This is a genomic window from Streptomyces sp. (assembly GCF_035644915.1).
GTDB lineage: Bacteria > Actinomycetota > Actinomycetes > Streptomycetales > Streptomycetaceae > Streptomyces.
In genome coordinates, this window is the sequence record NZ_DASQNP010000157.1 from 15,384 (window position 1) to 39,391 (window position 24,008).

The following is a 24,008-nucleotide window of genomic DNA, read 5'->3' on the forward strand; positions in this document are numbered from 1 at the left end:
CCGCGATGGAACTCCACGACGTCTGGTTCGTCCTCATCGCCGTCCTGTGGACCGGCTACTTCTTCCTGGAGGGCTTCGACTTCGGGGTCGGCGTCCTCACCCGCCTGCTGGCCCGCGACCGCGCCGAGCGCCGCGTGCTGATCAACACCATCGGGCCCGTCTGGGACGGCAACGAGGTCTGGCTGCTGACGGCCGGGGGCGCGACCTTCGCCGCCTTCCCCGACTGGTACGCCACCCTCTTCTCCGGCTTCTACCTGCCCCTCCTGCTGATCCTGGTCTGCCTGATCGTCCGGGGCGTCGCCTTCGAGTACCGGGCCAAGCGCCCCGAGGAGCGCTGGCAGACCAACTGGGAACGCGCCATCTTCTGGTGCTCCCTGCTCCCCTCCTTCCTGTGGGGGGTGGTCTTCGCCAACATCGTGCGCGGCGTCGCCATCAACGCGGACAAGGAGTACACCGGCGGTCTGCCGGACCTCCTCAACCCGTACGCGCTCCTCGGCGGCCTGGCCACCCTGGCCCTGTTCACCTTCCACGGCGCGGTCTTCACCGCCCTGAAGACCGTCGGCGACGTCCGTACCCGCGCCCGCGCCCTGGCCGTCCCCCTCGGCTGGGCCACGGCCGCCCTCGCGTTCGCCTTCCTCGCCTGGACCCAGGCCGACCGGGGCGACGCCACCAGCCTGGCCGCCCTGGCCGTGGCCGCCCTCGCCCTGCCCACCGCCGTCCGCGCGATCGCGGCCGGACGCGAGGGCTGGTCCTTCGCCCTGTCCGGGGTGACCGTGGCGGCCACCGTGGCCACGCTGTTCCTCGCCCTCTACCCGAACGTCATGCCCTCCACCACCGATCCGGCCTGGAGCCTGACGGTCACCAACTCCTCCTCCAGCCACTACACCCTGACGATCATGACCTGGCTGGCCGCCCTGGCCACTCCGCTCGTGCTCCTCTACCAGGGCTGGACATACTGGGTCTTCCGCAAGCGCATCGGCACCCAGCACATCGCCGACGCCCCCCACCAGGAACCGGAATCCAGCCGCCCATGAAACCCGTCGACCCACGCCTGCTCCGGTACGCCCGCACCACCCGCGTCTTCCTCGCCGCGGCGGTGGTGCTCGGCCTGGCCGGAGCGGGCCTGGTCATCGCCCAGGCCGTGCTGATCGCCGAAGTGGTCGTACGGGCCTTCCAGCAGGAGGCGGCCCCCGCCGAGCTCCGCACCCCCCTGCTCCTCCTCGCGGCCACCGCGCTCGGCCGCGGCCTGGTCTCCTGGCTCACCGAACTGGCCGCCCACCGCTCCTCGGCCGCGGTCAAGTCCGAGCTCCGCCTCCGCCTCCTGGACCACGCCACCGCCCTCGGCCCCGCCTGGCTGGGGAACCGGCGCACCGGCGAACTGGCCGCCCTCGCCACCCGCGGCATCGACGCGCTCGACGACTACTTCGCCCGCTACCTGCCCCAGCTCGCCCTCGCCGTCGTCGTCCCCGCCGCCCTGGTGGCCCGCATCCTCACCGACGACTGGATCTCCGCGGCGACCATCGTCGTCACCCTCCCGCTCATCCCGGTCTTCATGGTCCTGATCGGCTGGGCGACCCAGGCCCGCATGGACCGCCAGTGGCGCCTGCTGGCCCGGCTCTCCGGGCACTTCCTCGACGTCGTCGCGGGCCTGCCCACCCTCAAGGTCTTCGGCCGGGCCAAGGCCCAGGCCGAGAACATCCGCGCCATCACCGCCGACCACCGCCGCGCCACCCTGCGCACCCTGCGGATCGCCTTCCTCTCCTCCTTCGTCCTGGAACTCCTGGCCACCATCTCCGTGGCGCTCGTCGCGGTCGGCATCGGCATGCGCCTGGTCCACGGCGAACTCGACCTCCACACCGGCCTGGTCGTGCTGGTCCTCGCCCCCGAGGCGTACCTCCCCCTGCGCCAGGTCGGCGTCCACTACCACGCGGCGGCCGAGGGACTCGCCGCCGCCGGGGAGGTCTTCGACGTCCTGGAGACCGCACCGGCCCCCGCCGGCACCACCCCCGCGCCCGACGTCCGTACCGCCACCATCACCCTCGACGGCCTCACCGTCCGCCACGAGGGCCGCACCACCGACTCGCTGCCCCCCACCACCCTCTCCGTCGCACCCGGCGAGACGGTCGCCATCACCGGCCCCTCCGGCTCCGGCAAGACGACCCTCCTGGGCGCCCTCCTCGGCTTCGTCCGCCCCGCCTCCGGCCGCATCAGCGTCGGCGGCGCGGACCTCTCGACCCTCGACCCCGCCACCTGGCGCTCCCAGATCGCCTGGGTCCCCCAGCACCCGCACCTGTTCGCCGGGACGATCGCCGAGAACGTCCGCCTCGCCCGTCCCGACGCCACCGACGCCGAGGTCGCCCAGGCCCTCCGCGACGCGGGCGCCCCCGACCTCTCCCCGGACACCCTCCTCGGCGAGCTGGGCGCCGGGCTCTCCGCGGGTCAGCGCCGGCGCGTCGCCCTGGCCCGCGCCTTCCTCGCCGACCGCCCGCTGCTCCTGCTGGACGAGCCGACGGCCGCCCTCGACGGCGCCACCGAGGCCGCCGTCGTCGACGCGGTCGCGCGCCTGGCCCGCGGCCGTACCGTCCTGCTGGTCGTCCACCGCCCCGCGCTCCTCGCGGTCGCGGACCGCGTCGTCCGCCTGGCGCCGGACGGCGCCCAACAGGGGACGGGTGCCGCCGCGCCCGTCGACGCGGCGTCCCGCGACGGCGGGGCGGACGGAGAGGTGGGCAGCGGCACGGACGGCGGCGGGCCGGTGCCGGTCCCGGAGCCGGCGTACCCCGCGTCCGGGGCCGCGCCCGCGCCGCACCCCCTGGCCCGGGTGCGCCGGATCGCGCGCCCCCTGCGCGGACGCCTCGCCCTCGCCCTGTTCCTGGGAGCGCTCGCGCTCCTCAGCGCGATCGGCCTCATGGCCGTGTCCGGCTGGCTGATCTCCCGCGCCTCCCAGCAGCCCCCCGTCCTCCACCTGATGGTCGCCGTCACCGCGACCCGCGCCTTCGGCATCGGCCGCGCCGTCTTCCGCTACGCCGAGCGCCTGGTCTCCCACGACGCCGTGTTCCGCGTCCTGGCGGACCTGCGCGTCACCGTCTACCGCCGCCTGGAACGCCTCGCCCCCGCCGGGCTGCACCACACCCGGCGCGGCGACCTGCTGGCCCGGCTGGTCGCCGACGTCGACGCGCTCCAGGACTACTTCCTGCGCTGGCTGCTCCCGGCCGCCGTCGCCGTCACCGTCTCCGCGGCGGCCGCCGGCTTCACCGCGTGGCTGCTCCCCGAGGCGGGGGCCGCCCTCGCCGCCGGCCTCCTCACCGCCGGCGTGGTCGTCCCCGCGCTCGCCGCCGCCGTCGCCCGCCGCACCGAGCGGCAGCTCGCGCCCGCCCGCGGCGACCTCACCGCCCGCACCGTCGACCTGCTCACCGGCACCGCCGAGCTGACCGTCGCCGGCGCGCTGCCTCGCCGCGCCGAGGCCGTACGCGCCGCCGACGCCGCCCTGACCCGGCTGGCCGCCCGCAGCTCCGCGGTCACCGCGCTCGGCGGCGGGCTGTCCGCGCTGGCCACCGGGCTCACCGTGGCCGTCGCCGCCTGGGCCGGTGCCGCCGCCGTCCACGACGGGCGGCTGGACGGACTGCTGATGGCGGTGGTCGTCCTGACCCCGCTCGCCGCGTTCGAGGCGGTCGTCGGGATGCCGTCGGCCGTCCAGTACCGGCAGCGCAGCCGCCGTTCGGCCGAGCGCGTGTGGGAGGTCGCCGACGCCCCCGCGCCCGTGCGCGAGCCGGAGCGCCCCCTCCCGGCACCCGGCTCCCCGTTCCCCGTCGTCCTCACCGGCGTCACCGCCCGCCACCCGGGCCAGGACCGCCCGGCCCTGGCGGGGGTGGACCTGCGCCTGACCCCCGGCCACCGCGTCGCGGTCGTCGGGCCCTCCGGATCGGGCAAGACCACCCTCGCCCACGTGCTGCTGCGCTTCCTCGACCCCGAGGAGGGCGGCTACGCCCTGGGGAGCGACGGGGTGGACGCCACCCGCCTCGACGGCGACGCCGTACGCCGCCACGTCGGCCTGTGCGCCCAGGACGCGCACATCTTCGACAGCTCCCTGCGCGAGAACCTCCGCCTCGCCCGGCCCTCCGCCACCGACGGCGAACTGCGCGCGGCCCTGGCCGCCGCCCGCCTCGACTCCTGGGTCGACACCCTCCCCGAGGGACTGGACACCCTCGTCGGCGAGTACGGCGCCCGGCTCTCCGGCGGCCAGCGGCAGCGCCTGGCGCTGGCCCGCGCGCTGCTGGCCGACTTCCCCGTCCTGGTGCTGGACGAGCCCGCCGAGCACCTCGACCTGGCCACCGCCGACGCCCTGACCGCCGACCTGCTGGCCGCCACCGAGGGCCGCACCACCGTGCTGATCACCCACCGCCTGGCCCGCCTGGAGGCCGTGGACGAGGTGGTCGTGCTCGACGGCGGCCGGGTGGTCCAGCGCGGGACGTACCGGGAACTGGCCGCGGCGGACGGCCCCTTCCGGCGGATGCTGGAGCGGGAGCGGATCGCCGGGGAGCCGGCGGGCGCGGGCGCCGGGCGGGGCTGAGCCCCGCCCGGCACCGGCCGCCCGGGCCGGCGCCTCTGGTCCGGGGATTCCTCAGGCCGGTTCGTCCAGCCGCCGCCGCTGCTCGTCGGTCAGCCGCAGCTCCATCGCGTCGAACGCCTCGTCGAGCTGTTCGGCGCGGCTCACCCCGACGATCGGGACGACGGATGGGTCCCCGCCGGTCAGCCACGCCAGGACGACCTGGTTGGCGGTGGCGCCGGTCTCGGCCGCCACCTCGGCCAGCGCGGCCAGGCGCCGTGTCGTGCCGGGGTGGTCGTAGTGCTCGGGCAGCGGCCGGTCGGGGCGGGTGTAGGAGCCCCACAGCAGCGAGGAGTAGGCCCACAGCTCCATGCCTGGCTCGCTGCGCACGTAGTCCAGCGACTCGGCGGTCGCCAGTCGGTGTCCGCTCTCGGGGAGGACGACCCCCGGCCGCGGCTGGAGGTAGGAGTGGCGCAGTTGCAGGGCCGTCCAGCCCGTCACGCCCAGCTCGCGGGCGATGGCGCGACCGCGTTCGACGCGCCAGGCGGCGTGGTTGGACGCGCCCAGCCGGAGTGCGAGCCCGTCCGAGACCGCCTCGCCGAAGGCGGCGACCGTCTCCTCCAGGGGCACCTCGCGGTCCTCGGCGTGCGCCCAGTACAGGTCGATGCGGTCGGTGCGCAGCCGCTCCAGGCTCTCCCGCACCGCCCGGCGGATGACGGGGGCCGACAGCCCCTCGGCGGACTCCGGCCACCTGCCGGGCACGGTCGGCTGATGGCGCACCTTGGTGCTGATCAGCACCCGGTCGCGGACGCCGGGCCGGGCGGCCAGCCAGTCGCCGATCACGGTCTCGCTCTGGCCGCCGACGCCGGAGGGGTCGAGCCAGAAGCTGTAGCAGTTGGCGGTGTCGATCCACCGCCCGCCCCGGTCGGCGAACCGGTCCAGCAGCTCCATCGACGTCCTCGCGTCCACGCGCGTGCCGAAGTCCATGGCTCCCAGGGCGAAACGCGGTGCGTTCGCGGGTGTGCCCACAGCGGTCCCCTCGCCTTCTCGCTCGCTCCGCGGGCCGTCGCCGCGGGCTCGGGGCACTCATGCTGGCGCTTGGAGAGCGCTCCAAGGCAAGCGGGGACGGGCGGACACCGGGCGAACACTGTGATGGAAGGCGTGACGGAAGGGGCGCGGGAACGTTCCTGCGCGGCTTTGCGGACGTCAGGCGGCCGGCGGCAGGCCCAGCAGCCGCTCGATGACGGCCGCCACGCCGTCCTCCTCGTTGCTGGCCGTGCGGTGCGTGGTGGCGGCCAGCACGTCGGGATGGGCGTTGGCCATGGCGTACGAGGTGCCGGCCCAGGTCAGCATCTCCAGGTCGTTGGGCATGTCGCCGAAGGCGACGACCTCCCCGGGCGCGATGCCGCGCCGCTCGCAGCACAGCGCCAGGGTGCTGGCCTTGCTGACCCCGGGGCCGCTGATCTCCAGCAGGGCGCTGGGGCTGGACCGGGTGAACTCCGCGTGGTGGCCCGCGACCGTGCGGGCCAGCTCCAGGAAGGCGTCCGGCGCCAGTTCGGCGTGGTGGGCCAGCAGCTTCAGGACCGGCTCGTCCGCGTACTCGGAGTCCTCCGACAGCAGCTCCTCGACCGGCGCCACCATCGCCCCGGGGTCGAGGTGGAACTGCGGGTACAGCGGCTCGTAGTGGATGCCGCCGGTCCGCTCGACGGCGAAGTTCACCTCCGGCGTCGCCGTCCGCAGCTCCTTCACCACGGCCAGGGCGGTGGCGGTCGGCAGCTCCCGCACGGACACCACCCGCCGTCCGCGGTGCAGGTCGACGACGGCCGCGCCGTTGGCGCAGATCGCCAGCCCGTGCCCGTGGACGTGGTCGCTGACCACGCCCATCCAGCGCGCCGGCCGACCGGTGACGAAGAAGACCTCGATCCCGGCCTCCTCGGCGGCGGCGAGCGCCGCCACCGTGCGGTCGGAGACGGACTTGTCGTCGCGCAGCAGCGTGCCGTCCAGGTCGGTGGCGATGAGCCGCGGACGCGTCGTCGGAAGCACAGGGGCAAGAGTCACGGTCCCCATCCTCGCGCATATGCCCGCACAGCCGTGCGTTCAGGTGCCCGAATGAGCCACGGAACGAATGCTTCCGAAACCGGATGGACACGGACAGTCAACGACCCGGCCCCCGCCCCGCCCGGCGCACCCACCCGAACCGGCCCGCGCGCCCTCCCGGGCCCGCCGTTCCGGGGCCCCGGCCCGGTGCCCGTCGGCCCCCGCGGGCCGGAAGGCGCCGGGCCGTCCCGCGAGCGCCGCAGGTCAGCGCCGGTGGGACCGGGCGGCGCCGTACCGCACGCGGCGCCACCGCGGCCCGGGGGTGCGGGGAGCGGACCCGGTGCCGGACGCGCGGCGCCCCGCCGCTCCCGCCGCCGTTCGTACGGTTGTCCGCATCTGGTCGGGACGCCCCTACCGGAAGGCGCCGGACGGCCGCGCCCCCGGCACCGGCCCGCCGCCCGGGCCCGCACACCCGTCCGCATACGCTCGGGGAATGCGACTGAGCACCGTGATCCTCCCCGTCCTGCGCTGGGCCGAGGGCGGGCGCGAGAGGTGGCGGCGGGCCGAGGAACTGGGCTTCCACACCGCGTACACCTACGACCACCTCTCCTGGCGCGAGCCCTTCCGCGACGGCACCTGGTTCGGCGCGCTGCCCACCCTCACCGCCGCCGCGACGGCCACCGGGCGCATACGGCTCGGCACCCTGGTGACCTCGCCGAACTTCCGGCACCCGGTCACCCTGGCCAAGGAACTGATCACCCTCGACGACGTCTCCGGCGGCCGGATCACGCTGGGCATCGGCGCGGGCGGCACGGGCTACGACGCCACAGTGCTGCTGGGGCCCGGCGAGCGGCCGTGGACGCCGCGCGAGCGGGCCGACCGCTTCGGTGAGTTCCTGCCCCTGCTGGACCGGCTGCTGACCGAGGGCGCCGTCACGCACCGGGGGGAGTACTACTCCGCCCACGAGGCGCGCACCGTTCCCGGCTGCGTGCAGCGGCCCCGCGTCCCCTTCGCGGTGGCCGCCACCGGACCGCGCGGCATGCGGCTGGCGGCGCGGTACGGGCAGGCGTGGGTGACCACCGGCGACCCGAAGGTGGTCGCCGCGGGCGGGACGGCCGAGGACTCGCGCGCCGCGATCCGCGCGCAGCTCGAACGCCTGGAGCGGATCTGCGCGGAGGAGGGGCGGGACGCCGCCGGGCTGCCGAAGATCCTGCTCACCGGCTTCACCCCCGACCGCCCCCTGGCGTCCCTCGGCGCCTTCGTGGACTTCGCCGGGACGTACCGGGAGCTGGGCATCGACGAGATCGTGCTGCACTGGCCGATCGACGGCACGATGTTCGAGGCCGATCCGGAGGTCTTCGAGGAGATCGCCACCGAGGCGCCCGGACAGCTCTCCTGACCGCCGGCCCGGGGCCGGGCCCGCCGGACCCGGTGCGTCAGCCGGGGAAGCGGAGGTACTCCGGCGGTACGTGCCCCACCAGCCACACCCCGTTCTCGCTCACCCTGAACTCGTGCCCGTCCCGGTGCATCGCCCCGGAGTCGACCACCAGCACCACCGGCCTCCCGCGTCGCGCCCCCACGGCGGTGGCGGTCTCCCGGTCGGGGGAGAGGTGGACGTCGTGGCGTTCCATGGGCCGCAGGCCGTCCCGCCGGATGGCGGCCAGGTTCCGGCCGACCGTGCCGTGGTAGAGGTGCGGGGGCGGCTCGGCGGGCGGCAGGCCCAGGTCCACCGCGACGGTGTGGCCCTGGTTGGCCCGGATGCGGTCCCGGCGGGCGTCGATGGAGAACCGCCGCTTGTCGCTGCCGGCGACGACCTCCTCCAGCTCCCCGCGGGTGAGGCGGAGGCCGTCGCGCGCGGCGGCCTCCAGCAGCCGCGGGATCTCCACCCAGCCGTGCGCGTCCAGGGTGAGGCCGATCCGCCCGGGGTCGTGCCGCAGGTGGCGCGAGAGGTACTTCGAGATGCGCGTGGCGCGCCGGTCGTCCATACCGGACCAGGGTGCCCCGGCGGCCGGTGCGGGGCACCCGGTTTTCCGCGACCCCTTCCGCCCGTACGTCCGCGCGCCCGCAGGTGCCCGCACCGCCCGTGCGGTCACGCCCGGACGTTGATGCGCGCCGCCGCCCGCAGCAGGCCCGGCGCCAGCCGGGACAGCAGCAGGCCCGCCCGCGCCTCCAGGTTCACCGGCACCACCGCCCGGTCCTTCACCACCGCGCGCAGCACCGCGTCGGCGACCTTCTCCGGCGGGAACCGGCGGATGCGGTAGACCTGGCGGGCCCGTTTGCGGCGGCCCTCGCGGTCCGCCTCGTCGGTGCCCCGGAAGCGCGTGTCGTCCAGGATCGCGGTGCTGACGACGCCGGGGCAGACCGCCGAGACCCCGATGCCCTCTCCGGCCAGGTCGGCGCGGAGGACCTGACTGAGCATCAGCACCGCCGCCTTGGAGGTGCAGTACGCCGGCAGGGCGCGGGTGGGCTCGTAGGCGGCGCAGGAGGAGACGTTGACGATGTGGCCGCCCTGCCCCCGCTCGGCCATCTGCCGCCCGAAGAGGCGGCAGCCGTGGATGACGCCCCACAGGTTGGTGCCGAGGACGGCCTCCCAGTCGTCGACGGTGTGCTCCAGGAACGGCCCGGCCGCCGCGATCCCGGCATTGTTGACCAGTACGTCCACCACGCCGTACCGGGCGGCCACCCGCTCGGCGAGCGCCTCCATCGCCCGTCCGTCGGCGACGTCGGCGGTCTCCGCCCAGGCCCGTTCCGCGCCGCTGCGCCGTGCCAGCTCGGCCGTGCGCTCCGCGCCCCGGCCGTCGATGTCCACGGCGACGACCCGGGCGCCCGCCCGGGCGAAGGCCAGCGCCGTCTCCCGGCCGATGCCCCGGGCCGCGCCGGTGACCAGGACGAGCCGGCCGCCGAAGTACTCGGCGTACGCGCCGCGCCGCCCGCCGCGCACCACGGCCGCCGCGCCCCCTCCGCTCTCTCCACCTCCGCCGCCTCCCCGTCCGTCTCCCCGGTCCCGCCGCCCCTCGCACGCGTCGGCGAACGCGCCGATCCAGGCGGCGAGCCGGTCGGGCCGGGTGAGCGGCGCCCAGTGGCCCGCGCGGAGCGTGCGGCGCGTCAGCCGCGGCGCCCACCGCTCCAGGTCGTCGTGGACCGCCGGGGAGAGGAAGGGGTCCCCGGTCGGCGTGATGAGCTGGACGGGCACGTGGGCGTAGGCGTCCTGGCGCGGGTGGCGCAGCCGGGCCCGGACGTTGTCGCGGTACAGCCAGGCCCCGTGCGCGGCGTCGGAGGGCGCCGAGGCGGTGGGGTAGGCGGCGCCGTCCGGCAGCCCCCCGGCGCGGCGCACGGTGCGCCGCAGGACGGCGGGCCACAGCGTGCCGAACACCAGCCCCGGCACGGCGGGCGCGTGCATCAGGTACACGTGCGAGGACCGGACGCCCTGGCCGAGCGCCTGGACGACCCGGCGCGGGGTCGGCCTGGTCAGCCGCCTGCCGAACCAGTGCCCCAGGTGGTCCAGGGACGGCCCGCACAGCGAGGTGAAGGAGGCGATCCGGCCCCGGGTCCGGTCGGCCGTGGCGAACTCCCACCCCTGGACGGACCCCCAGTCGTGCCCGACCAGGTGCACCGGGGCGTCGGGGCTCACCGCGTCCGCGACCGCCAGGAAGTCGCCGGTCAGCTTCTCCAGCGTGAAGCCCCCGCGCAGCGGCTCCGGCGCCGACGACCTCCCGAAACCGCGCACGTCGTACAGCACCACGTGGAAGCGGTCCGCGAGCCGCGCGGCGACCCGCGCCCAGACCTCCTTGGTGTCCGGGTAGCCGTGCAGCAGGACCACCGTCGGGCGGCGGCCGCCGCCCGGGGCCGCCGTCCCGCCCAGCTCGGCGACGCACAGTTCGACGCCGCCGGTGCGGACCCACCGCTCCCGCGCCCCCGCGATCGTCCCCGCGGTCGCCGCCCGTCCGGTGGTGGTCTCCCCGGCGTCCATGTGGCCCTCCTTCCGCCGCGCCACGGCACCGCGCGGTCCCGGGGTACCGGGTAGCCGATCCCCGCGCCGTGACACCGGATGCGACACCGCTCGCGGCACCGGACGCGACACCCATCGCGACACCGCATCGCGACCCTGCTGGAGACCCCCTGCCCCTAGGGGCATGTACACCTCCAGTACGAGGGACATCCACGCCCCCGGAGTGACGCGTTCCGTGACCGCCGCCACTACGGTCGGTCGCGTGACTGTCATCGCGACCGAAAACCTCAGCAAGAGGTTCCCCAGGGTTACCGCGCTCGACCGGCTCACCATGGAGATCACACCGGGCGTGACCGGCCTGGTGGGTGCCAACGGTGCGGGCAAGTCGACCCTGATCAAGATCCTGCTCGGCCTCTCCCCGGCCAGCGAGGGAACCGCCTCCGTGCTCGGCATGGACGTCGCCACCCAGGGCGCCGGAATCCGCGAACGCGTCGGATACATGCCCGAGCACGACTGCCTGCCGCCCGACGTCTCGGCGACGGAGTTCGTCGTCCACATGGCGCGGATGTCCGGCCTGCCCGCCACCGCCGCCCGCGAGCGCACCGCCGACACCTTGCGCCACGTCGGCCTGTACGAGGAGCGCTACCGGCCCATCGGCGGCTACTCGACCGGCATGAAGCAGCGGGTCAAACTGGCCCAGGCCCTGGTCCACGACCCGCAACTGGTCCTGCTGGACGAGCCGACCAACGGCCTGGACCCGGTCGGCCGCGACGACATGCTCGGCCTGATCCGCCGCATCCACACCGACTTCGGCATCTCGGTCCTGGTCACCTCCCACCTGCTGGGCGAGCTGGAGCGCACCTGCGACCACGTGGTCGTCATCGACGGCGGCCGGCTGCTGCGCTCCTCCTCCACCGCCGACTTCACCCAGCGGACCACCACCCTCGCGGTCGAGGTCACCGACACCGAGGCCCACCCCGACGGCACCGCCGCCCTGCGCGCGGCCCTCACCGGGTCCGGGCTCACCGTGTCCCCCGCCGGCGCGGGCGACGGACTGCCCGGTGCCGGGCGCGTCCTGCTGGTCGAGGTGGCCGCGGGCGCCGGCACCGACGCCGCCGGGGCCGCGTACGACACCGTCCGGGACGCGGTCGCGGAGCTGGGCCTCGGCCTGGTGCGGATGGAACAGCGCAGGCACCGCATCGCGGAGGTCTTCCAGACCGCCGACACCGCCGCCGCCGGAACCGCCGGAACCGCCGGAACCGCTGAAAGGGGCAGCACCGATGCGGCCTGAACCGAGCACGAGCACCGCCGGGACCACCACCCCGGGCACCGCCGCCACCGCCGCTCCGCGCGGCGAGGACGCCAGCATCCACAACATCGGCTACCGCCACTACGACGGCCCCCGCCTGGGCCGCTCCTACGCCCGCCGCTCGCTGTTCTCCCAGTCCCTGCGCGGCGCGTACGGCCTCGGCCGCTCGGCGAAGTCCAAGGTGCTGCCGTTCGTGCTGCTGGCCGTGATGTGCCTGCCCGCGGGCATCCTGGTCACGGTCGCCGTGGTCGCCGGCGCCAAGCAACTGGAGGTGGATTACACCGAGTACTGGCTGATGATGCAGCCGGTCATCGGCCTCTACCTCGCCTCCCAGGCGCCGCAGTCGGTCTCCCGCGACCTGCGCTTCCGGACCGTGCCGCTGTACTTCTCGCGTCCGATCGAGCGCGTCGACTACGTGGCGGCCAAGTACCTCGCCATGGCCGCGGCCCTCTTCCTGTTCACCGCGGCCCCGCTGGTGGTCATGTACGCGGGCGCGCTGCTGGCCAAGCTCGACTTCGGCGACCAGACCACCGGCTTCCTCCAGGGCCTGGTGGCGGTCGCGCTGCTCTCCGTCGTCTACGCGGGCGTCGGTCTGGTCGTCGCCGCCCTCACCCCCCGCCGGGGCTTCGGCGTCGCCGCGGTCATCGCCGTGCTGACCATCCCGTACTTCGCCGTCACCACCGTCCAGGCCATCGCCTACGAGCAGGGCAACGGCGGTGTCGTCCCCTGGCTGGGGCTCGGGTCCCCGTCCTCGCTCGTCGACGGCTTCCAGTCGGCGTTCCTCGGCGCCCCCTCCGGCTTCCCCGGCGGGTACGAGCCCGGCACCGCCGCCTCGGTCGTCTACGTCCTGGCCATCCTCGGCCTGGTCGCGCTCTGCTGGGGCGCGCTGATGGGGCGCTACCGCAGGGCGGGGCTGTGACACCTGTGAACGACGCGGAAACGAAGAAGAGGGCGGCGTAACCCATGACCACGATCCACATCGACCACGTGTCCCGCTGGTTCGGCAACGTGGTCGCCGTCAACGACGTCACGATGGACATAGGCCCCGGTGTCACCGGCCTGCTCGGCCCCAACGGAGCGGGCAAGTCCACGCTGATCAACATGATGGGCGGCTTCCTGGCCCCCTCCGCCGGCACCGTCACCCTCGACGGAACGACCATCTGGCGCAACGAGCAGGTCTACAAGGAGATCGGCATCGTCCCCGAGCGCGAGGCGATGTACGACTTCCTCACCGGCCGCGAGTTCGTCCTCGCCAACGCCGAGCTGCACGGCCTGCCCGACCCGGGCGCCGCCGCCCGCCGGGCCCTGGCCACCGTGGAGATGGAGTACGCCGAGGACCGGAAGATCTCCACGTACAGCAAGGGCATGCGCCAGCGCGTGAAGATGGCCTCCGCGCTCGTCCACGACCCCTCCGTCCTGCTGCTGGACGAGCCGTTCAACGGCATGGACCCGCGCCAGCGGATGCAGTTGATGGAGCTGCTGCGGCGGATGGGCGCCGAGGGCCGCACGGTGCTGTTCTCCTCCCACATCCTGGAGGAGGTCGAGCAGCTCGCCTCCCACATCGAGGTGATCGTCGCCGGGCGGCACGCGGCCTCCGGCGACTTCCGGCGCATCCGCCGGCTGATGACCGACCGGCCCCACCGCTACCTGGTGCGCTCCAGCGACGACCGCGCGCTGGCCGCGGCGCTGATCGCCGACCCCTGCACCGCGGGCATCGAACTCGACCCGGCCGAGCGCGCCCTGCGCGTCCAGGCCGTCGACTTCGCGCGCTTCACCGAGCAGCTTCCGCGCATCGCCCGCGAGCACGGCATCCGGCTCCTCACGGTCTCGCCCTCGGACGAGTCCCTGGAGAGCGTCTTCTCCTACCTCGTCACGGCCTAGCAACCAGTCCAAGGAGCCTCACCGCGATGTACGACCCCACGGTCGCCCGGCTCACCTACCGGGCCCTGCTCGGCCGTCGCCGGGCACTGATCCTGTTCGCCCTGCCCGCCCTGCTCCTGCTGATCTCCGTCGCGATCCGCCTGCTGACCGGCGCCGACGACGAGGTCGCCACCGAGGTGCTCGGCGGCTTCGCGCTGGCCACCATGGTCCCGCTGATCGGCGTGATCGCCGGGACGGGCGCGATCGGCCCGGAGATCGACGACGGCTCGATCGTCTACCTGCTGGCCAAGCCGCTGAAGCGGCCCACGATCATCCTCACCAAACTGACCGTCGCGATCGCCGTCACCATGGTGTTCTCGGCGGTCCCCATGCTGGCCGCGGGCTTCATCCTCAACGGCAACAGCGGGCAGATCGCCGTCGCCTACGCCGTCGCCGCGGTCGCCGCCTCCGTCGCCTACAGCGCCGTCTTCCTGCTGCTGGGCACGGTCAGCCGGCACGCCGTCGTCTTCGGCCTGATCTACGCCCTGATCTGGGAGGCGCTCTTCGGCAGCCTGGTCGCCGGCGCCCGCACGCTCAGCGTCCAGCAGTGGGCGCTGGCCCTGGCCGAGCGGACCGCGCCCGACGCGGGCATCACCTCCGACGTCGGTCTGACCACCGCCGCCGTGCTGCTGGCGGTGGTGACCGTCGCGGGCACCTGGTACGCCGGGCGGAAGCTGCGCACCCTCACCCTCGCCGGCGAGGAGTGAGCGGGCCGGGCCGCCGCCCGCCGGCGGCGGCCCGGCCGGTACCGCGCCCGGGGCTCGTAGGCTGGAAACATGGGCACGACGCGGTGGCTGGACGACGACGAACAGCGGACCTGGCGGGCTTTCCTGGGCGCCACCCAGCGCATACGCGAGGAGCTGGACCGGCAGTTGCAGCGCGACGCCGGGATGCCCCTGGCGTACTACCAGATCCTGGCCATGCTCTCCGAGGCGCCCGACCGCACCCTCACCATGAGCCAGTTGGCGAGGATCACCCGCTCCTCGGCCAGCCGGCTCTCCCACGCCGTCGCCAAGCTGGAGGGCAGGGGCTGGGTCCGGCGGTCCCAGCACCCCGCCGACCACCGCACCACCCTGGCCACGCTGACCGACGAGGGGTTCGCCGCGCTGGAGAAGTCCGCCCCCGGCCATGTGGAGCAGGTGCGCCGCTCCCTGTTCGACCACCTCACCCCCGAGCAGACCGGGCAGCTCCACGCCATGTGCCGGGCGGTCCTGGAGGGGACGAGGGAGGGCCCGGCCCCGGAGTAGCGGCCGGGGCGGACCGGTCCGTCAGTGCCCGTCGGCGCCCGGTCGGCGTCCGCCGTGTCCGTCGACGCCCGTCCTCCGCGCCGCCGTTGACCTGCGCCACCGGTGAGGCCGGCCGGTGCGGCGGCCCCGTCCCGGGGAGTGCCCGCGCGGCCGTCGAGGATCTCGCCGGTCCGCAGCCGCCGCTCCTCGGGGAGTCCGCCGGGGCCGAAGAACCCGGTGTCCCCGACGTGGCCCGGCGCGACCGGGTCCGCCGCGATCCCGCGCCCGGCCGGCCGCCGCGCCAGGTCGTGCGCGTACGGGTGCGGTGTCGCCTTGCCCGCCGCGTACGCGGGCGAGCCCGGGCCCCGGTAGGCCGCGATCGAGCCGTCGCGAGCCCGATGCCCGTGCCGTCGCCGCTGATCACCGCTGCGCGTGCCGTGCGTGTCATGGCGGGAGGACAGGCGGCGGGGCGGGGCGCCCCGCGGTTCCCACGGGGCGTCAGGCGGCGAGCAGCCGCTCCAGGACGACCGCGATGCCGTCCTCGTCGTTCGACGCCGTCACCTCGTCGGCCACCGCCAGCACGTCGGGGTGCGCGTCGGCCATGGCGACCCCGTGGGCGGCCCAGGCGAGCATGGGGACGTCGTTAGGCATGTCGCCGAAGGCGATCGTCCGCTCCGCCGGGCGGCCCAGGCGGCGCGCGGCGATCGACAGCCCCCTGGCCTTGGACAGGCCCAGCGGCAGCATCTCGACGATGCCCTCGCCCGAGACCGTCACGGTCACCAGGTCACCCGCGACCCGCCGGGCGACCTCGGCCAGGGCGTCGTCCTCCAGCCCGGAGTGCTGGAGGTAGAGCTTGTTCAGGGGCGCCGCCCACAGTTCGGCCGGATCGGCGACGGACGTCACGGGCAGTTCCTCCCCCAGCAGCCGGTAGCCCGGTCCGAACAGCACGTCGCCGTCCAGCCCGTCCCGGGAGACGGCGACGGCCAGCGGCCCGGTCTCCGCCTCGATCCGGTCCAGCGCCAGCCGGGCCTGCTCCCGGTCGAGCGTCACCGAGGCCAGCAGCCGGTGCTCGCCGGCGTGGTAGACCTGGGCGCCCTGGCCGCAGACCGCCAGGCCCCCATAACCCAGGTCCTCCAGGATGTGCCGGGTCCACCGCACGGAGCGGCCCGTGACCACGATGTGCGCGGCGCCCGCCGCCGTGGCGGCGGCGAGCGCGTCGCGCGTGCGGGCCGAGACGGTGTGGTCGCTGCGCAGCAGTGTGCCGTCGAGGTCGGTGGCGACCAGCCGGTAGGGGAAGCCCGAAGGTCCGGTACTCACCTGGCGACGGGTTCCAGCACCTCGCGCCCGCCCAGGTACGGCCGCAGGACCTCGGGGACCCGCACCGAGCCGTCGGCCTGCTGGTGGTTCTCCAGCAGGGCCACGATGGTGCGGGGCACCGCGCACAGCGTGCCGTTCAGCGTCGCCAGCGGGCGCACCTTCTTGCCCTCGCGCATCCGGATGGACAGCCGCCGCGCCTGGAACTCGTTGCAGTTCGAGGCGGACGTCAGCTCGCGGTACTTGCCCTGGGTCGGGATCCACGCCTCGCAGTCGAACTTCCGGGACGCGGAGGCGCCCAGGTCACCGGTGGCGACGTCGATCACCCGGAACGGCAGCTCCAGCGCGGTCAGCCACTGCTTCTCCCACTCCAGCAGCCGCTCGTGCTCGGCCTCGGAGTCCTCGGGGGCGACGTAGGAGAACATCTCCACCTTGTCGAACTGGTGGACGCGGAAGATGCCGCGGGTGTCCTTGCCGTACGAGCCCGCCTCGCGGCGGAAGCACGGGGAGAAGCCGGCGTACCGCAGCGGCAGCTTCTCCGCGTCGAGGATCTCGTCCATGTGGTACCCGGCGAGCGGGACCTCGGAGGTGCCGACCAGGTAGTAGTCGTCCTTCTCCAGGTGGTAGACGTTCTCGGCGGCCTGGCCGAGGAAGCCGGTGCCCTCCATGGCGCGCGGCTTGACCAGCGCCGGGGTCAGCATCGGGGTGAAGCCCGCCTCGGTGGCCCGGGCGATCGCGGCGTTGACCAGGGCCAGCTCCAGCAGGGCGCCGATGCCGGTGAGGTAGTAGAAGCGCGAGCCGGAGACCTTGGCGCCGCGCTCGACGTCGATCGCGCCGAGCGCCTGGCCGAGCTCCAGGTGGTCCCTGGGCGCGAAGCCCTCGGCGGCGAAGTCGCGCGGGGTGCCGTGCGTCTCGCGGACGGTGAAGTCGTCCTCGCCGCCCACGGGGACGTCGGGGTGGACGAGGTTGCCGAGTTGGAGGAGCAGCCGCTGGGTCTCGGCGTCGGCCTCGTCCCGTTCGGCGTCGGCGGCCTTGACGGCGGCGGACAGCTCGCCCGCGCGCCTGAGCAGCTCGGCCTTCTCCTCGCCGGTGGCCTTGGGGATCAGCTTGCCGAGCTGCTTCTGCTCGGCGCGCAGCTCGTCGAAGCGGACGCCGGAGGACCTGCGCCGCTCGTCGGCGGAGAGCAGGGCGTCGACGAGGCCGACGTCCTCTCCACGGGCGCGCTGGGAGGCGCGCACACGGTCTGGGTCCTCACGGAGCAGGCGAAGGTCAATCACGCGGCCAGGGTACCGGGGGTCGGCGGCGCGCTCGACCCGATATGGCGGTACGTACCGTGATGTGGCTTCTGTTAATTCCTGTCGGAAAAGAGGAAGGGGAGCGTCAAAGGAATTCCCGGTGTCACCGCGCCGGGGGGTGCCGGAGCGCGGAGTGGACGGGAATCCTGCCGTCCCGGGCGGGGCGGAGGCGGCCTGCCGCCGGGCCGGGGGCCGGGTTATCCACAGGAGCGGGGGGCGAGACCGAGGTTTTCCACAGGAGTTCTGGAAATCCTGTGGAAGGCGGGGGAGGGGCGATCCGCCGGGGCGCGTGCTCGGCCATCGATTCCCCTTCTCCCCCTTGTATACACGCTCTTTCGGGCGGAAATGCCGCCCTTCTGTGCGCCGATCAAGGTAATTGCCGGAAGGGGAGGAGGTCTGTACCGGTATGTGCACTACGGAAACAGAGGAGGGATTTGTCTCAAATGTCCGTTTACCGTGTTGCGTTGTGCACAGGCCGTGAAACCGCCCTGTGGATAACCCTGTGGAATTCCACCGCCCTGCCGACCGCCGCCCCGGCCGTCCCCTCAGGCCCGTCCGTCGACGCAGCGCGCCAGCCAGTCCGACGCGTCCGCGAACTCCTCGTCCGTCGTCCCCCGCCGCAGCGGGGTGATCTGGGACGGGTCGATGCCCGCCCGCGGATACGACCCCAGGAAGCGCACCCGCGGACAGATCCGCCGCAGCCCCATCAGGGCCTCGCCCACCCGCCGGTCGGTGATGTGCCCCTCGGCGTCCACCGAGAAGCAGTACCGGCCGATGCCCTCGCCGGTCGGCCGTGATTCGATGCGCACCAGGTTGACGCCCCGCACCGCGAACTCCTGGAGCAGTTCCAGCAGCGCGCCCGGGTGGTCGTCGCCGAGCCAGAGGACCACCGAGGTCTTGTCCGCGCCCGTCCGCGCCGCCGGCCGCCCCGGCCGGCCGACCAGCACGAAGCGCGTCTCCGCGTTCTCCGCGTCGTGGATGCCGGTGACCAGCGGCACCAGGCCGTACGTCGCCGCCGCGAACTCGCCCGCGAACGCCGCGTCGTACCGCCCCTCCTGCACCAGCCGGGCGCCGTCCGCGTTGGAGGCCGCCGACTCCCACTGGGCGTGCGGCAGGTGCTCCGCCAGCCAGCGGCGCACCTGCGGCTGGGCGACCGGGTGCCCGGTCACCGTCTTCACCGAGTCCAGCGTGGTGCCCGGCCGCACCAGCAGCGCGAACGCGATCGGCAGCAGCACCTCGCGGTAGATCATCAGCGGTTCGCCGGTGGCCAGCTCGTCCACGGTGGCGGTGACCCCGCCCTCCACCGAGTTCTCGATCGGCACCAGGGAGCCGCCCGCCTCCCCGGACCGCACCGCGTCCAGCGCGGCGGGCACCGACACCATCGGCACCAGCTCGCGGGTGGCCGCCTCCGGAAGCGTGCGGAGCGCGGCCTCGGTGAAGGTGCCCTCGGGGCCCAGGTAGGTGTAGCGGCTCGCTGGCGACATACGGCCACAGTAACGGCGCGGCCGGGTGACCAGCGGCCGGTCTCGGCCTTCGGGCATCACCCCTCCAGCAGCCGCTGCCCCACGTACTCGCCCTCGCCGGCGCCGCCCGGCACCGCGAACAGCGCGCTCGCCTCGTGCCGGATGAAGCGGGAGAGCGCGTCGCCCCGGTCGAGCTTGCGCTGCACGGGCACGAAGCCCCTCAGCGGATCGGCCTGCCAGGCGATGAACAGCAGCCCGGCGTCCGGGGAGCCGTCGTCGCGGAAGCCGTCGTGGTACGAGAAGGAGCGCCGCAGCATCGCGGCGCCGCCGTTGGTCTCCGGCGCCGAGACCCGTACGTGGGCGTCGGCGGCGACGGCCAGGTCGCCCCCGGCGGTCCGCTTCTCCAGGTCCACCGGGGTGGTCTCGGAGCCGCCCGACAGCGGGGCGCCGTCCGACTTGCGGCGTCCGATGACCCTCTCCTGCTCGGCGAGCGGTATCCGCTCCCAGTCGTCCAGCAGCATCCGGATGCGCCGCACCACCGCGTACGAGCCGCCCGCCATCCACGCCGGGTCGCCGTCGGCGGGCACGAACACCCGCCGCTCGAAGTCCTCGTCCGTCTCCCTGGGGTTGTTGGTGCCGTCGATCTGGCCCATCAGGTTGCGGGCGGTGCGGGGGGCGGGGGTGGCGCCGGGGGAGCGGTTGAAGCCGTTCATCTGCCAGCGCACCCGGGCCGTGCCGGCCGCCTCGCGCTGGAGGGCGCGCAGCGCGTGGAAGGCCACCAGGGCGTCGTCGGCGCCGATCTGGATCCACAGGTCGCCGTCGGAGCGCTTCGGGTCCAGCGCGTCGGAGGAGAACGGGGGCAGCGGGGCGAGCGCGGCGGGGCGGCGCGCCGCCAGGCCCGTGCGGTCGAAGAAGCTCCGGCCGAAGCCGAAGGTGACGGTGAGGGAGGACGGCCCGGCGTCCAGGGCGATGCCGGTGTCGTGCAGCCGGGAGGGGGGCGCCTCGCCCGCCATGAGCGCCTCGGCCGCCCGTGACCAGCGGCGCAGCAGGGCGGCGGCCTCCTTGCGGCCCGCGTCCGCCACCAGGTCGAAGGCGATGAGGTGGCCGTGCGCCTGGAGCGGGGTGGCGATGCCCGGCTGGTGGGTGCCGTGGAAGGGGACGCGGCTTCGCCCGACCGTGGCCAGGGCGGTGGGCCGCTCGGTCGCGGCGGCCGTGCCCAGGGCGCCGCCGGCCGCGCCGAGCGCCAGTCCGGCGGCGCCCGCCGCCCCCGCGGTGCCGAGCAGCCGGCGGCGGGAGAGGCGGGGACGGTCGTCGGGGCGGCGCTCGGCGCGGCCGTCGGGGTGGTGCTCTGTCATCGCTGCTCTGTTCCGGTTCTCTGGGTGGTGCCGTTGTGGTGCGGGACGGTGCGGGGGTGGCGCCGTGCGGTGCTGCGCGGCGCCGGGTCAGGGGAGGAGGAAGGTCATGTGCTCGGTCACCTGGTCGATGTCCGAGGTCCGTACGGTCACGGAGGCCTTCCAGGTGCCGGGCATGGGCAGTTGGAGGCCGGAGGCCGTCCAGTGGCCCGCGACGACCTCCTTCAAGGATGCCTGCAACGGGCCGATGTCCTGGGCTTCGAGGGTGAAGGAGACCTTCACCTCCGGCACGTCCATGGCACGGCCCCCCGGGTCGGTGAGACGCAGGTGGAGGGTGTTGCCGCCGCTGCGGCCGGGGTCGAGGTCGAGCTGGGCCGACCCCTTGCCCCCGGGGCCGCCGGTGTCGAAGGGGGCGACGAGGGAGACGGGCCTGCCGCCGACGGACGGCTGCCCGGTCGCCGCCGCGTCCGCGCGGGCGGCGGCCTCCGCGGTACGGGCCGGCTCGGTGCCGGTGAGCAGGGTCGTCGCGGCGAGGACGGCGACCGCGACGGCCGTCTCGGCGAGCACCGAACGCCGCAGTCCGGCCCGTACGGGATCGGCGTCGCGCTCCCGCCTGCGGCGCGCGGCGTCGGCGGCGGCGCGCTGGCGCGCGAGCTGCGCGGCGCGCTCGGGGGTGAGGGCCGGGGCGGAGTCGTCGGTTCCGGCCCGCCCGTCCCCTCCGTCCCGGCCGTCCCGCCCCACGGGGGCGCCGACCGGCACGGGCTCCTTCCGGTCCCGTACGGCCTCCTCCACCGCCCCGGCCTCCGTCGCCTCCGCTGTTCCCTCCGTCCCCTCCGCCGGCTCCGCCGTCTCCGCCGCCGCGTCCGCCAGCAGGGCGGTCCAGCGGCGGGAGGACCGGGCGGCGACCAGCAGCAGCGCCACCAGCCCGGCCTTGAGCAGCAGCAGCCGCCCGTACGGGGTGGAGGTGAGCGCCGACCAACTGCCGACCTGCCGCCAGGACTGGTAGAGGCCGGTGGCGGCGAGGACGGCCACGCCGCCCAGGGCCAGCCGCGAGAAGCGGGTCACCGCCTCGCGGGGAACGGCGGGCCCCCACCGCAGGGCGGTCAGCAGGGCCGCCAGGCCGCCCAGCCAGACGGCGGCGGCGAGCAGGTGCGCGATGTCGGCCGGGATCGCCACACCGGTCTGGATGCCGGTCGAGGCGTGCTCGGCCATGGCCCAGGTGGCGCCGATCCCGGTGGCCACGACCGTGCCGCCGACGGCCAGCCCGAAGGCCAGGTCGCGTCGGTCGCGCCGCTCCCGCTCGCCGTCGTCGCCACTCGTGCTCCGCCGGGCGTACATCCCGAAGAGCACCGAGACGAACAGCGCCGCCGCCGCGAGCAGCAGCAGCCTGGAGACCAGCGCCGTGCCCGGCCTGGTCTCCAGGACCGCCCGGATGCCGTCGGTGTCGAAGGCGTCGCCGAGGTCGCCCGAGCCGGTGTACGGGCCGCGCAGCAGCAGCGCCGCGATGGTGGCGGCGGTCAGCGTGGTCCAGCCGGCCACCACCAGGCGCTGCACCGGGCGGATTCCGGCGGCGCCGGGCCAGCAGGCCAGGACGAAGGCCGCCCCGCCGACCAGCAGCAGGTAGCCCGCGTAGGCGGCGTAGCGGGCGAGGTCGTACAGCACGCCGACCGGGCCGCCGCCCGGCTCCTCCCCGGACACGGCGACGGAGGTCTTCGAGGGCGCGCCGACGGAGAAGGTGAAGCCGCCGGCGATCGGATGGCTGTCGGCCGAGACCGCCCGCCAGGCGACGGTGTACGTGCCGTCGGACAGGCCGCCGCGCAGCCCCACCCCGTAGCGGAAACCCTTCCCGTCCCCGCCGCCGGACCGCTCCCCGGGGGCGCCGGTGTCCACGCGTTCGCCGTCCGGCGCCAGGACGCGGATGGAGTCGTCCGCCAGCGAGACGCTCTCGGTGAAGGTGAGCGTCACCTCGCGGGGCGCCTCCCGCACCACCTCCCCCTGCGCCGGGGTGCTGCCGGTCAGCACGGCGTGCGCGCCGGCCGGGGCCGCGCCGAGCGGGCCGAGCACGCCGAGCACGGCGAGCAGGACGGCCAGCAGGACGGCGCGGAGACGCGGGGGCACGCGGGCGGGGGACCGGGGCGCGGTGTGGGGGGCGGCGCTGGTCATGGTGGTGGCCTCACTGTTCGGAGGGCTGCCGGGGGACGTGGTTGGTCGCTTCGACCGGGATCTCGACCGTGATCGGATCGGACTTCTCGAAGTGCAGCTCCACCGAGACCTTCTCGCCCCGTACGGGCCTGCGGTCGAGGTCCATGAACATCAGGTGGTCGCCGCCGCGGCGGAGTTCCAGGGCGCCGCCCGCGGGCACGGGCAGCGAGGAGACCCGGCGCATCTGCCCGCCGGCGGTCCGGTGGAGCTGTACGTCGTCGGAGATGTCGCTGCTCACCGAGGTGAGCGCGTCGTCGGTGTCGCCGTCGTTGCGGATGGTCAGGAAGCCGCCCGCGGTGTCGGCGGTCACCGGCTGGGGCACGTACGCGCCCTCGACCTCCAGCTCGGGGCCGGAGGAGCCGCAGGCGGCGGCGCCCGCGGCGAGCAGCACCGCGGCGAGGACGGGGAACGGGGCGCGGCGGGCGCGCGGGCGGTTCACGGGAGCTGCCCCCTGACCAGCTTGGGGAGGTCCTTCTCGTACGTCTCGACGGGGACGTCGGAGGTGTACAGGACGTGCCCCTTGTCGTCCTTCGGCAGGAAGGCGAGGACCTGGGTGCCGTGGGTGGAGACGATGTCGCCGTCCTTCTCCTTCACCGGCGGCTCCAGGCTGACGCCCACGCTGCGGGCGCCGGCCCGGATGGTGTCGAAGTCGCCGGTGAGCCCGATGAAGTCGGGGTCCTGGGCGCGCAGCCACTTCCCCAGCGAGGCGGGGGTGTCGCGCTCGGGGTCGGAGGTGACGAAGACGACGCGCAGCTTCTCCTGGTCCGCCTCGGGCAGCTTGGACTTGGCGACGGCGATGTTGCTCATCGTCAGGGGGCAGACGTCGGGGCAGTGGGTGTAGCCGAAGTAGAGCAGGGTCGGGTGGCCCTCGGTCTCCGCGCGGAGGTCGTAGGTCCTGCCGTCGGTGTCGGTGAGGACCAGGTCGGGCTTGTCGAAGGGGTTGCTCAGGACGGTGCCCCGCTTCGCGGAGTCGGTGGACTCGACGGCGGCCGGGGAGGTGCCGGAGCCGCCGTCGCCGGAGGAGCCGCAGGCGGTGGCGCCCGCGGCGAGGAGTGCGGTGGCGAGGGCGAGCCCGAGGGCGCGGCGGGTGCGCCGGGGGTGGCGGCGCGGGATGTGGTGCATGGGTCCGTTCTTCCGTGCGGTTCTTCGGCGGTGGTGGGTGGTGGACGGTGGACTGACGGCGCGGGGGCCCGGGAAGGGCCCGCGCTCCCCCGCACGGGCCGGGCCCTTCCCGGGACCCCGCACCGGCAACCCACCACCCACGACCCACCACCGCCGGAAGAACCGCACGGAAGATACGGATCCATGCACCACATCCCGCGCCGCCACCCCCGGCGCACCCGTCGCGCACTCGGGCTCGCCCTCGCCACCGCGCCCCTCGCCGCGGGCGCCACCGCC

The 24,008-nt window shown here is 75.0% G+C and carries 19 protein-coding genes; 8 read left to right on the forward strand and 11 right to left on the reverse strand.

Annotation, left to right across the window (positions count from 1 at the left end; all coding sequences use genetic code 11):
* The first annotated feature begins 5 nt into the window (after positions 1-5).
* Together cydB and cydD are read left to right on the forward strand one after the other, a co-directional pair.
* A complete protein-coding gene (gene cydB, locus VE546_RS17955; protein ID WP_324923501.1) occupies positions 6-1,034 on the forward strand; it encodes a cytochrome d ubiquinol oxidase subunit II in 1,029 nt (342 codons plus the stop codon).
* Positions 1,031-4,567, forward strand: coding sequence for a thiol reductant ABC exporter subunit CydD (cydD, locus tag VE546_RS17960; RefSeq protein WP_324923503.1), 3,537 nt, complete (start codon positions 1,031-1,033; stop codon positions 4,565-4,567). The genes cydB and cydD overlap by 4 nt, the downstream gene beginning before the upstream one ends.
* A 51-nt stretch (positions 4,568-4,618) precedes the next feature.
* On the opposite strand, the gene VE546_RS17965 is transcribed toward cydD, so the two are convergent.
* Positions 4,619-5,530 carry an aldo/keto reductase gene (locus VE546_RS17965; RefSeq protein ID WP_324923535.1) on the reverse strand — a complete coding sequence of 304 codons (912 nt, stop codon included), beginning with the start codon at positions 5,528-5,530 and terminating at the stop codon, positions 4,619-4,621.
* Between the two features lie 219 nt (positions 5,531-5,749).
* A complete protein-coding gene (locus VE546_RS17970; RefSeq protein ID WP_414720515.1) occupies positions 5,750-6,610 on the reverse strand; it encodes a Cof-type HAD-IIB family hydrolase in 861 nt (286 codons plus the stop codon).
* Positions 6,611-7,073: 463 nt separating this feature from the next.
* Between VE546_RS17970 and VE546_RS17975 the strand changes: the two genes are divergently transcribed.
* The gene (locus tag VE546_RS17975) at positions 7,074-7,979 is read left to right on the forward strand and encodes an LLM class flavin-dependent oxidoreductase (RefSeq protein ID WP_324923507.1); all 906 of its coding nucleotides are present in this window, start codon (positions 7,074-7,076) and stop codon (positions 7,977-7,979) included.
* Positions 7,980-8,016: 37 nt separating this feature from the next.
* Here VE546_RS17975 and VE546_RS17980 read toward each other — a convergent pair whose 3' ends face one another.
* Positions 8,017-8,565 (reverse strand): RNA 2'-phosphotransferase, encoded by a 549-nt coding sequence (locus VE546_RS17980; RefSeq protein ID WP_324923509.1) that lies wholly within the window; start codon positions 8,563-8,565, stop codon positions 8,017-8,019.
* A gap of 104 nt (positions 8,566-8,669) precedes the next feature.
* Complete coding sequence (locus tag VE546_RS17985) at positions 8,670-10,550, reverse strand: SDR family oxidoreductase (RefSeq protein ID WP_324923511.1); 1,881 nt, start codon at positions 10,548-10,550, stop codon at positions 8,670-8,672.
* A 214-nt stretch (positions 10,551-10,764) separates the two neighbouring features.
* Between VE546_RS17985 and VE546_RS17990 the strand changes: the two genes are divergently transcribed.
* The 5 genes from VE546_RS17990 (at position 10,765) to VE546_RS18010 (ending at position 15,005) form a co-directional block, all read left to right on the forward strand.
* A complete protein-coding gene (locus VE546_RS17990) occupies positions 10,765-11,820 on the forward strand; it encodes an ABC transporter ATP-binding protein (RefSeq protein WP_324923513.1) in 1,056 nt (351 codons plus the stop codon).
* Positions 11,810-12,757 (forward strand): ABC transporter permease subunit, encoded by a 948-nt coding sequence (locus VE546_RS17995; RefSeq protein ID WP_324923515.1) that lies wholly within the window; start codon positions 11,810-11,812, stop codon positions 12,755-12,757. The genes VE546_RS17990 and VE546_RS17995 overlap by 11 nt, the downstream gene beginning before the upstream one ends.
* 44 nt (positions 12,758-12,801) lie before the next feature.
* A complete protein-coding gene (locus VE546_RS18000; RefSeq protein WP_324923517.1) occupies positions 12,802-13,719 on the forward strand; it encodes an ABC transporter ATP-binding protein in 918 nt (305 codons plus the stop codon).
* Between the two features lie 26 nt (positions 13,720-13,745).
* On the forward strand, positions 13,746-14,465 hold the full coding sequence (locus tag VE546_RS18005; RefSeq protein WP_324923519.1) for an ABC transporter permease subunit: 720 nt from the start codon (positions 13,746-13,748) through the stop codon (positions 14,463-14,465).
* 69 nt (positions 14,466-14,534) lie between these two features.
* A complete protein-coding gene (locus VE546_RS18010; RefSeq protein ID WP_324923521.1) occupies positions 14,535-15,005 on the forward strand; it encodes a MarR family winged helix-turn-helix transcriptional regulator in 471 nt (156 codons plus the stop codon).
* 477 nt (positions 15,006-15,482) lie between these two features.
* On the opposite strand, the gene VE546_RS18020 is transcribed toward VE546_RS18010, so the two are convergent.
* The 7 genes from VE546_RS18020 to VE546_RS18050 all read right to left on the reverse strand — a co-directional run bounded on the left by VE546_RS18020 (position 15,483) and on the right by VE546_RS18050 (position 23,732).
* On the reverse strand, positions 15,483-16,301 hold the full coding sequence (locus VE546_RS18020; RefSeq protein WP_324923522.1) for an HAD family hydrolase: 819 nt from the start codon (positions 16,299-16,301) through the stop codon (positions 15,483-15,485).
* Entirely contained in the window at positions 16,298-17,575 is a 1,278-nt protein-coding gene (gene serS / locus VE546_RS18025; RefSeq protein ID WP_324923525.1) for a serine--tRNA ligase, read from the reverse strand. Before serS ends, VE546_RS18020 begins: the two co-directional genes overlap by 4 nt.
* Before the next feature lie 563 nt (positions 17,576-18,138).
* Positions 18,139-19,077 (reverse strand): prephenate dehydratase, encoded by a 939-nt coding sequence (gene pheA / locus VE546_RS18030; RefSeq protein WP_324923526.1) that lies wholly within the window; start codon positions 19,075-19,077, stop codon positions 18,139-18,141.
* Between the two features lie 56 nt (positions 19,078-19,133).
* Positions 19,134-20,411, reverse strand: a complete 1,278-nt coding sequence (gene efeB, locus VE546_RS18035; protein ID WP_324923528.1) for an iron uptake transporter deferrochelatase/peroxidase subunit — start codon at positions 20,409-20,411, stop codon at positions 19,134-19,136.
* An 87-nt stretch (positions 20,412-20,498) separates the two neighbouring features.
* The gene (locus tag VE546_RS18040) at positions 20,499-22,571 is read right to left on the reverse strand and encodes a copper resistance CopC/CopD family protein (RefSeq protein WP_324923530.1); all 2,073 of its coding nucleotides are present in this window, start codon (positions 22,569-22,571) and stop codon (positions 20,499-20,501) included.
* Positions 22,572-22,581: 10 nt separating this feature from the next.
* Positions 22,582-23,049, reverse strand: coding sequence for a copper chaperone PCu(A)C (locus tag VE546_RS18045; RefSeq protein ID WP_324923531.1), 468 nt, complete (start codon positions 23,047-23,049; stop codon positions 22,582-22,584).
* A complete protein-coding gene (locus VE546_RS18050) occupies positions 23,046-23,732 on the reverse strand; it encodes an SCO family protein (protein WP_324923533.1) in 687 nt (228 codons plus the stop codon). Before VE546_RS18050 ends, VE546_RS18045 begins: the two co-directional genes overlap by 4 nt.
* Positions 23,733-24,008 lie beyond the last annotated feature (276 nt).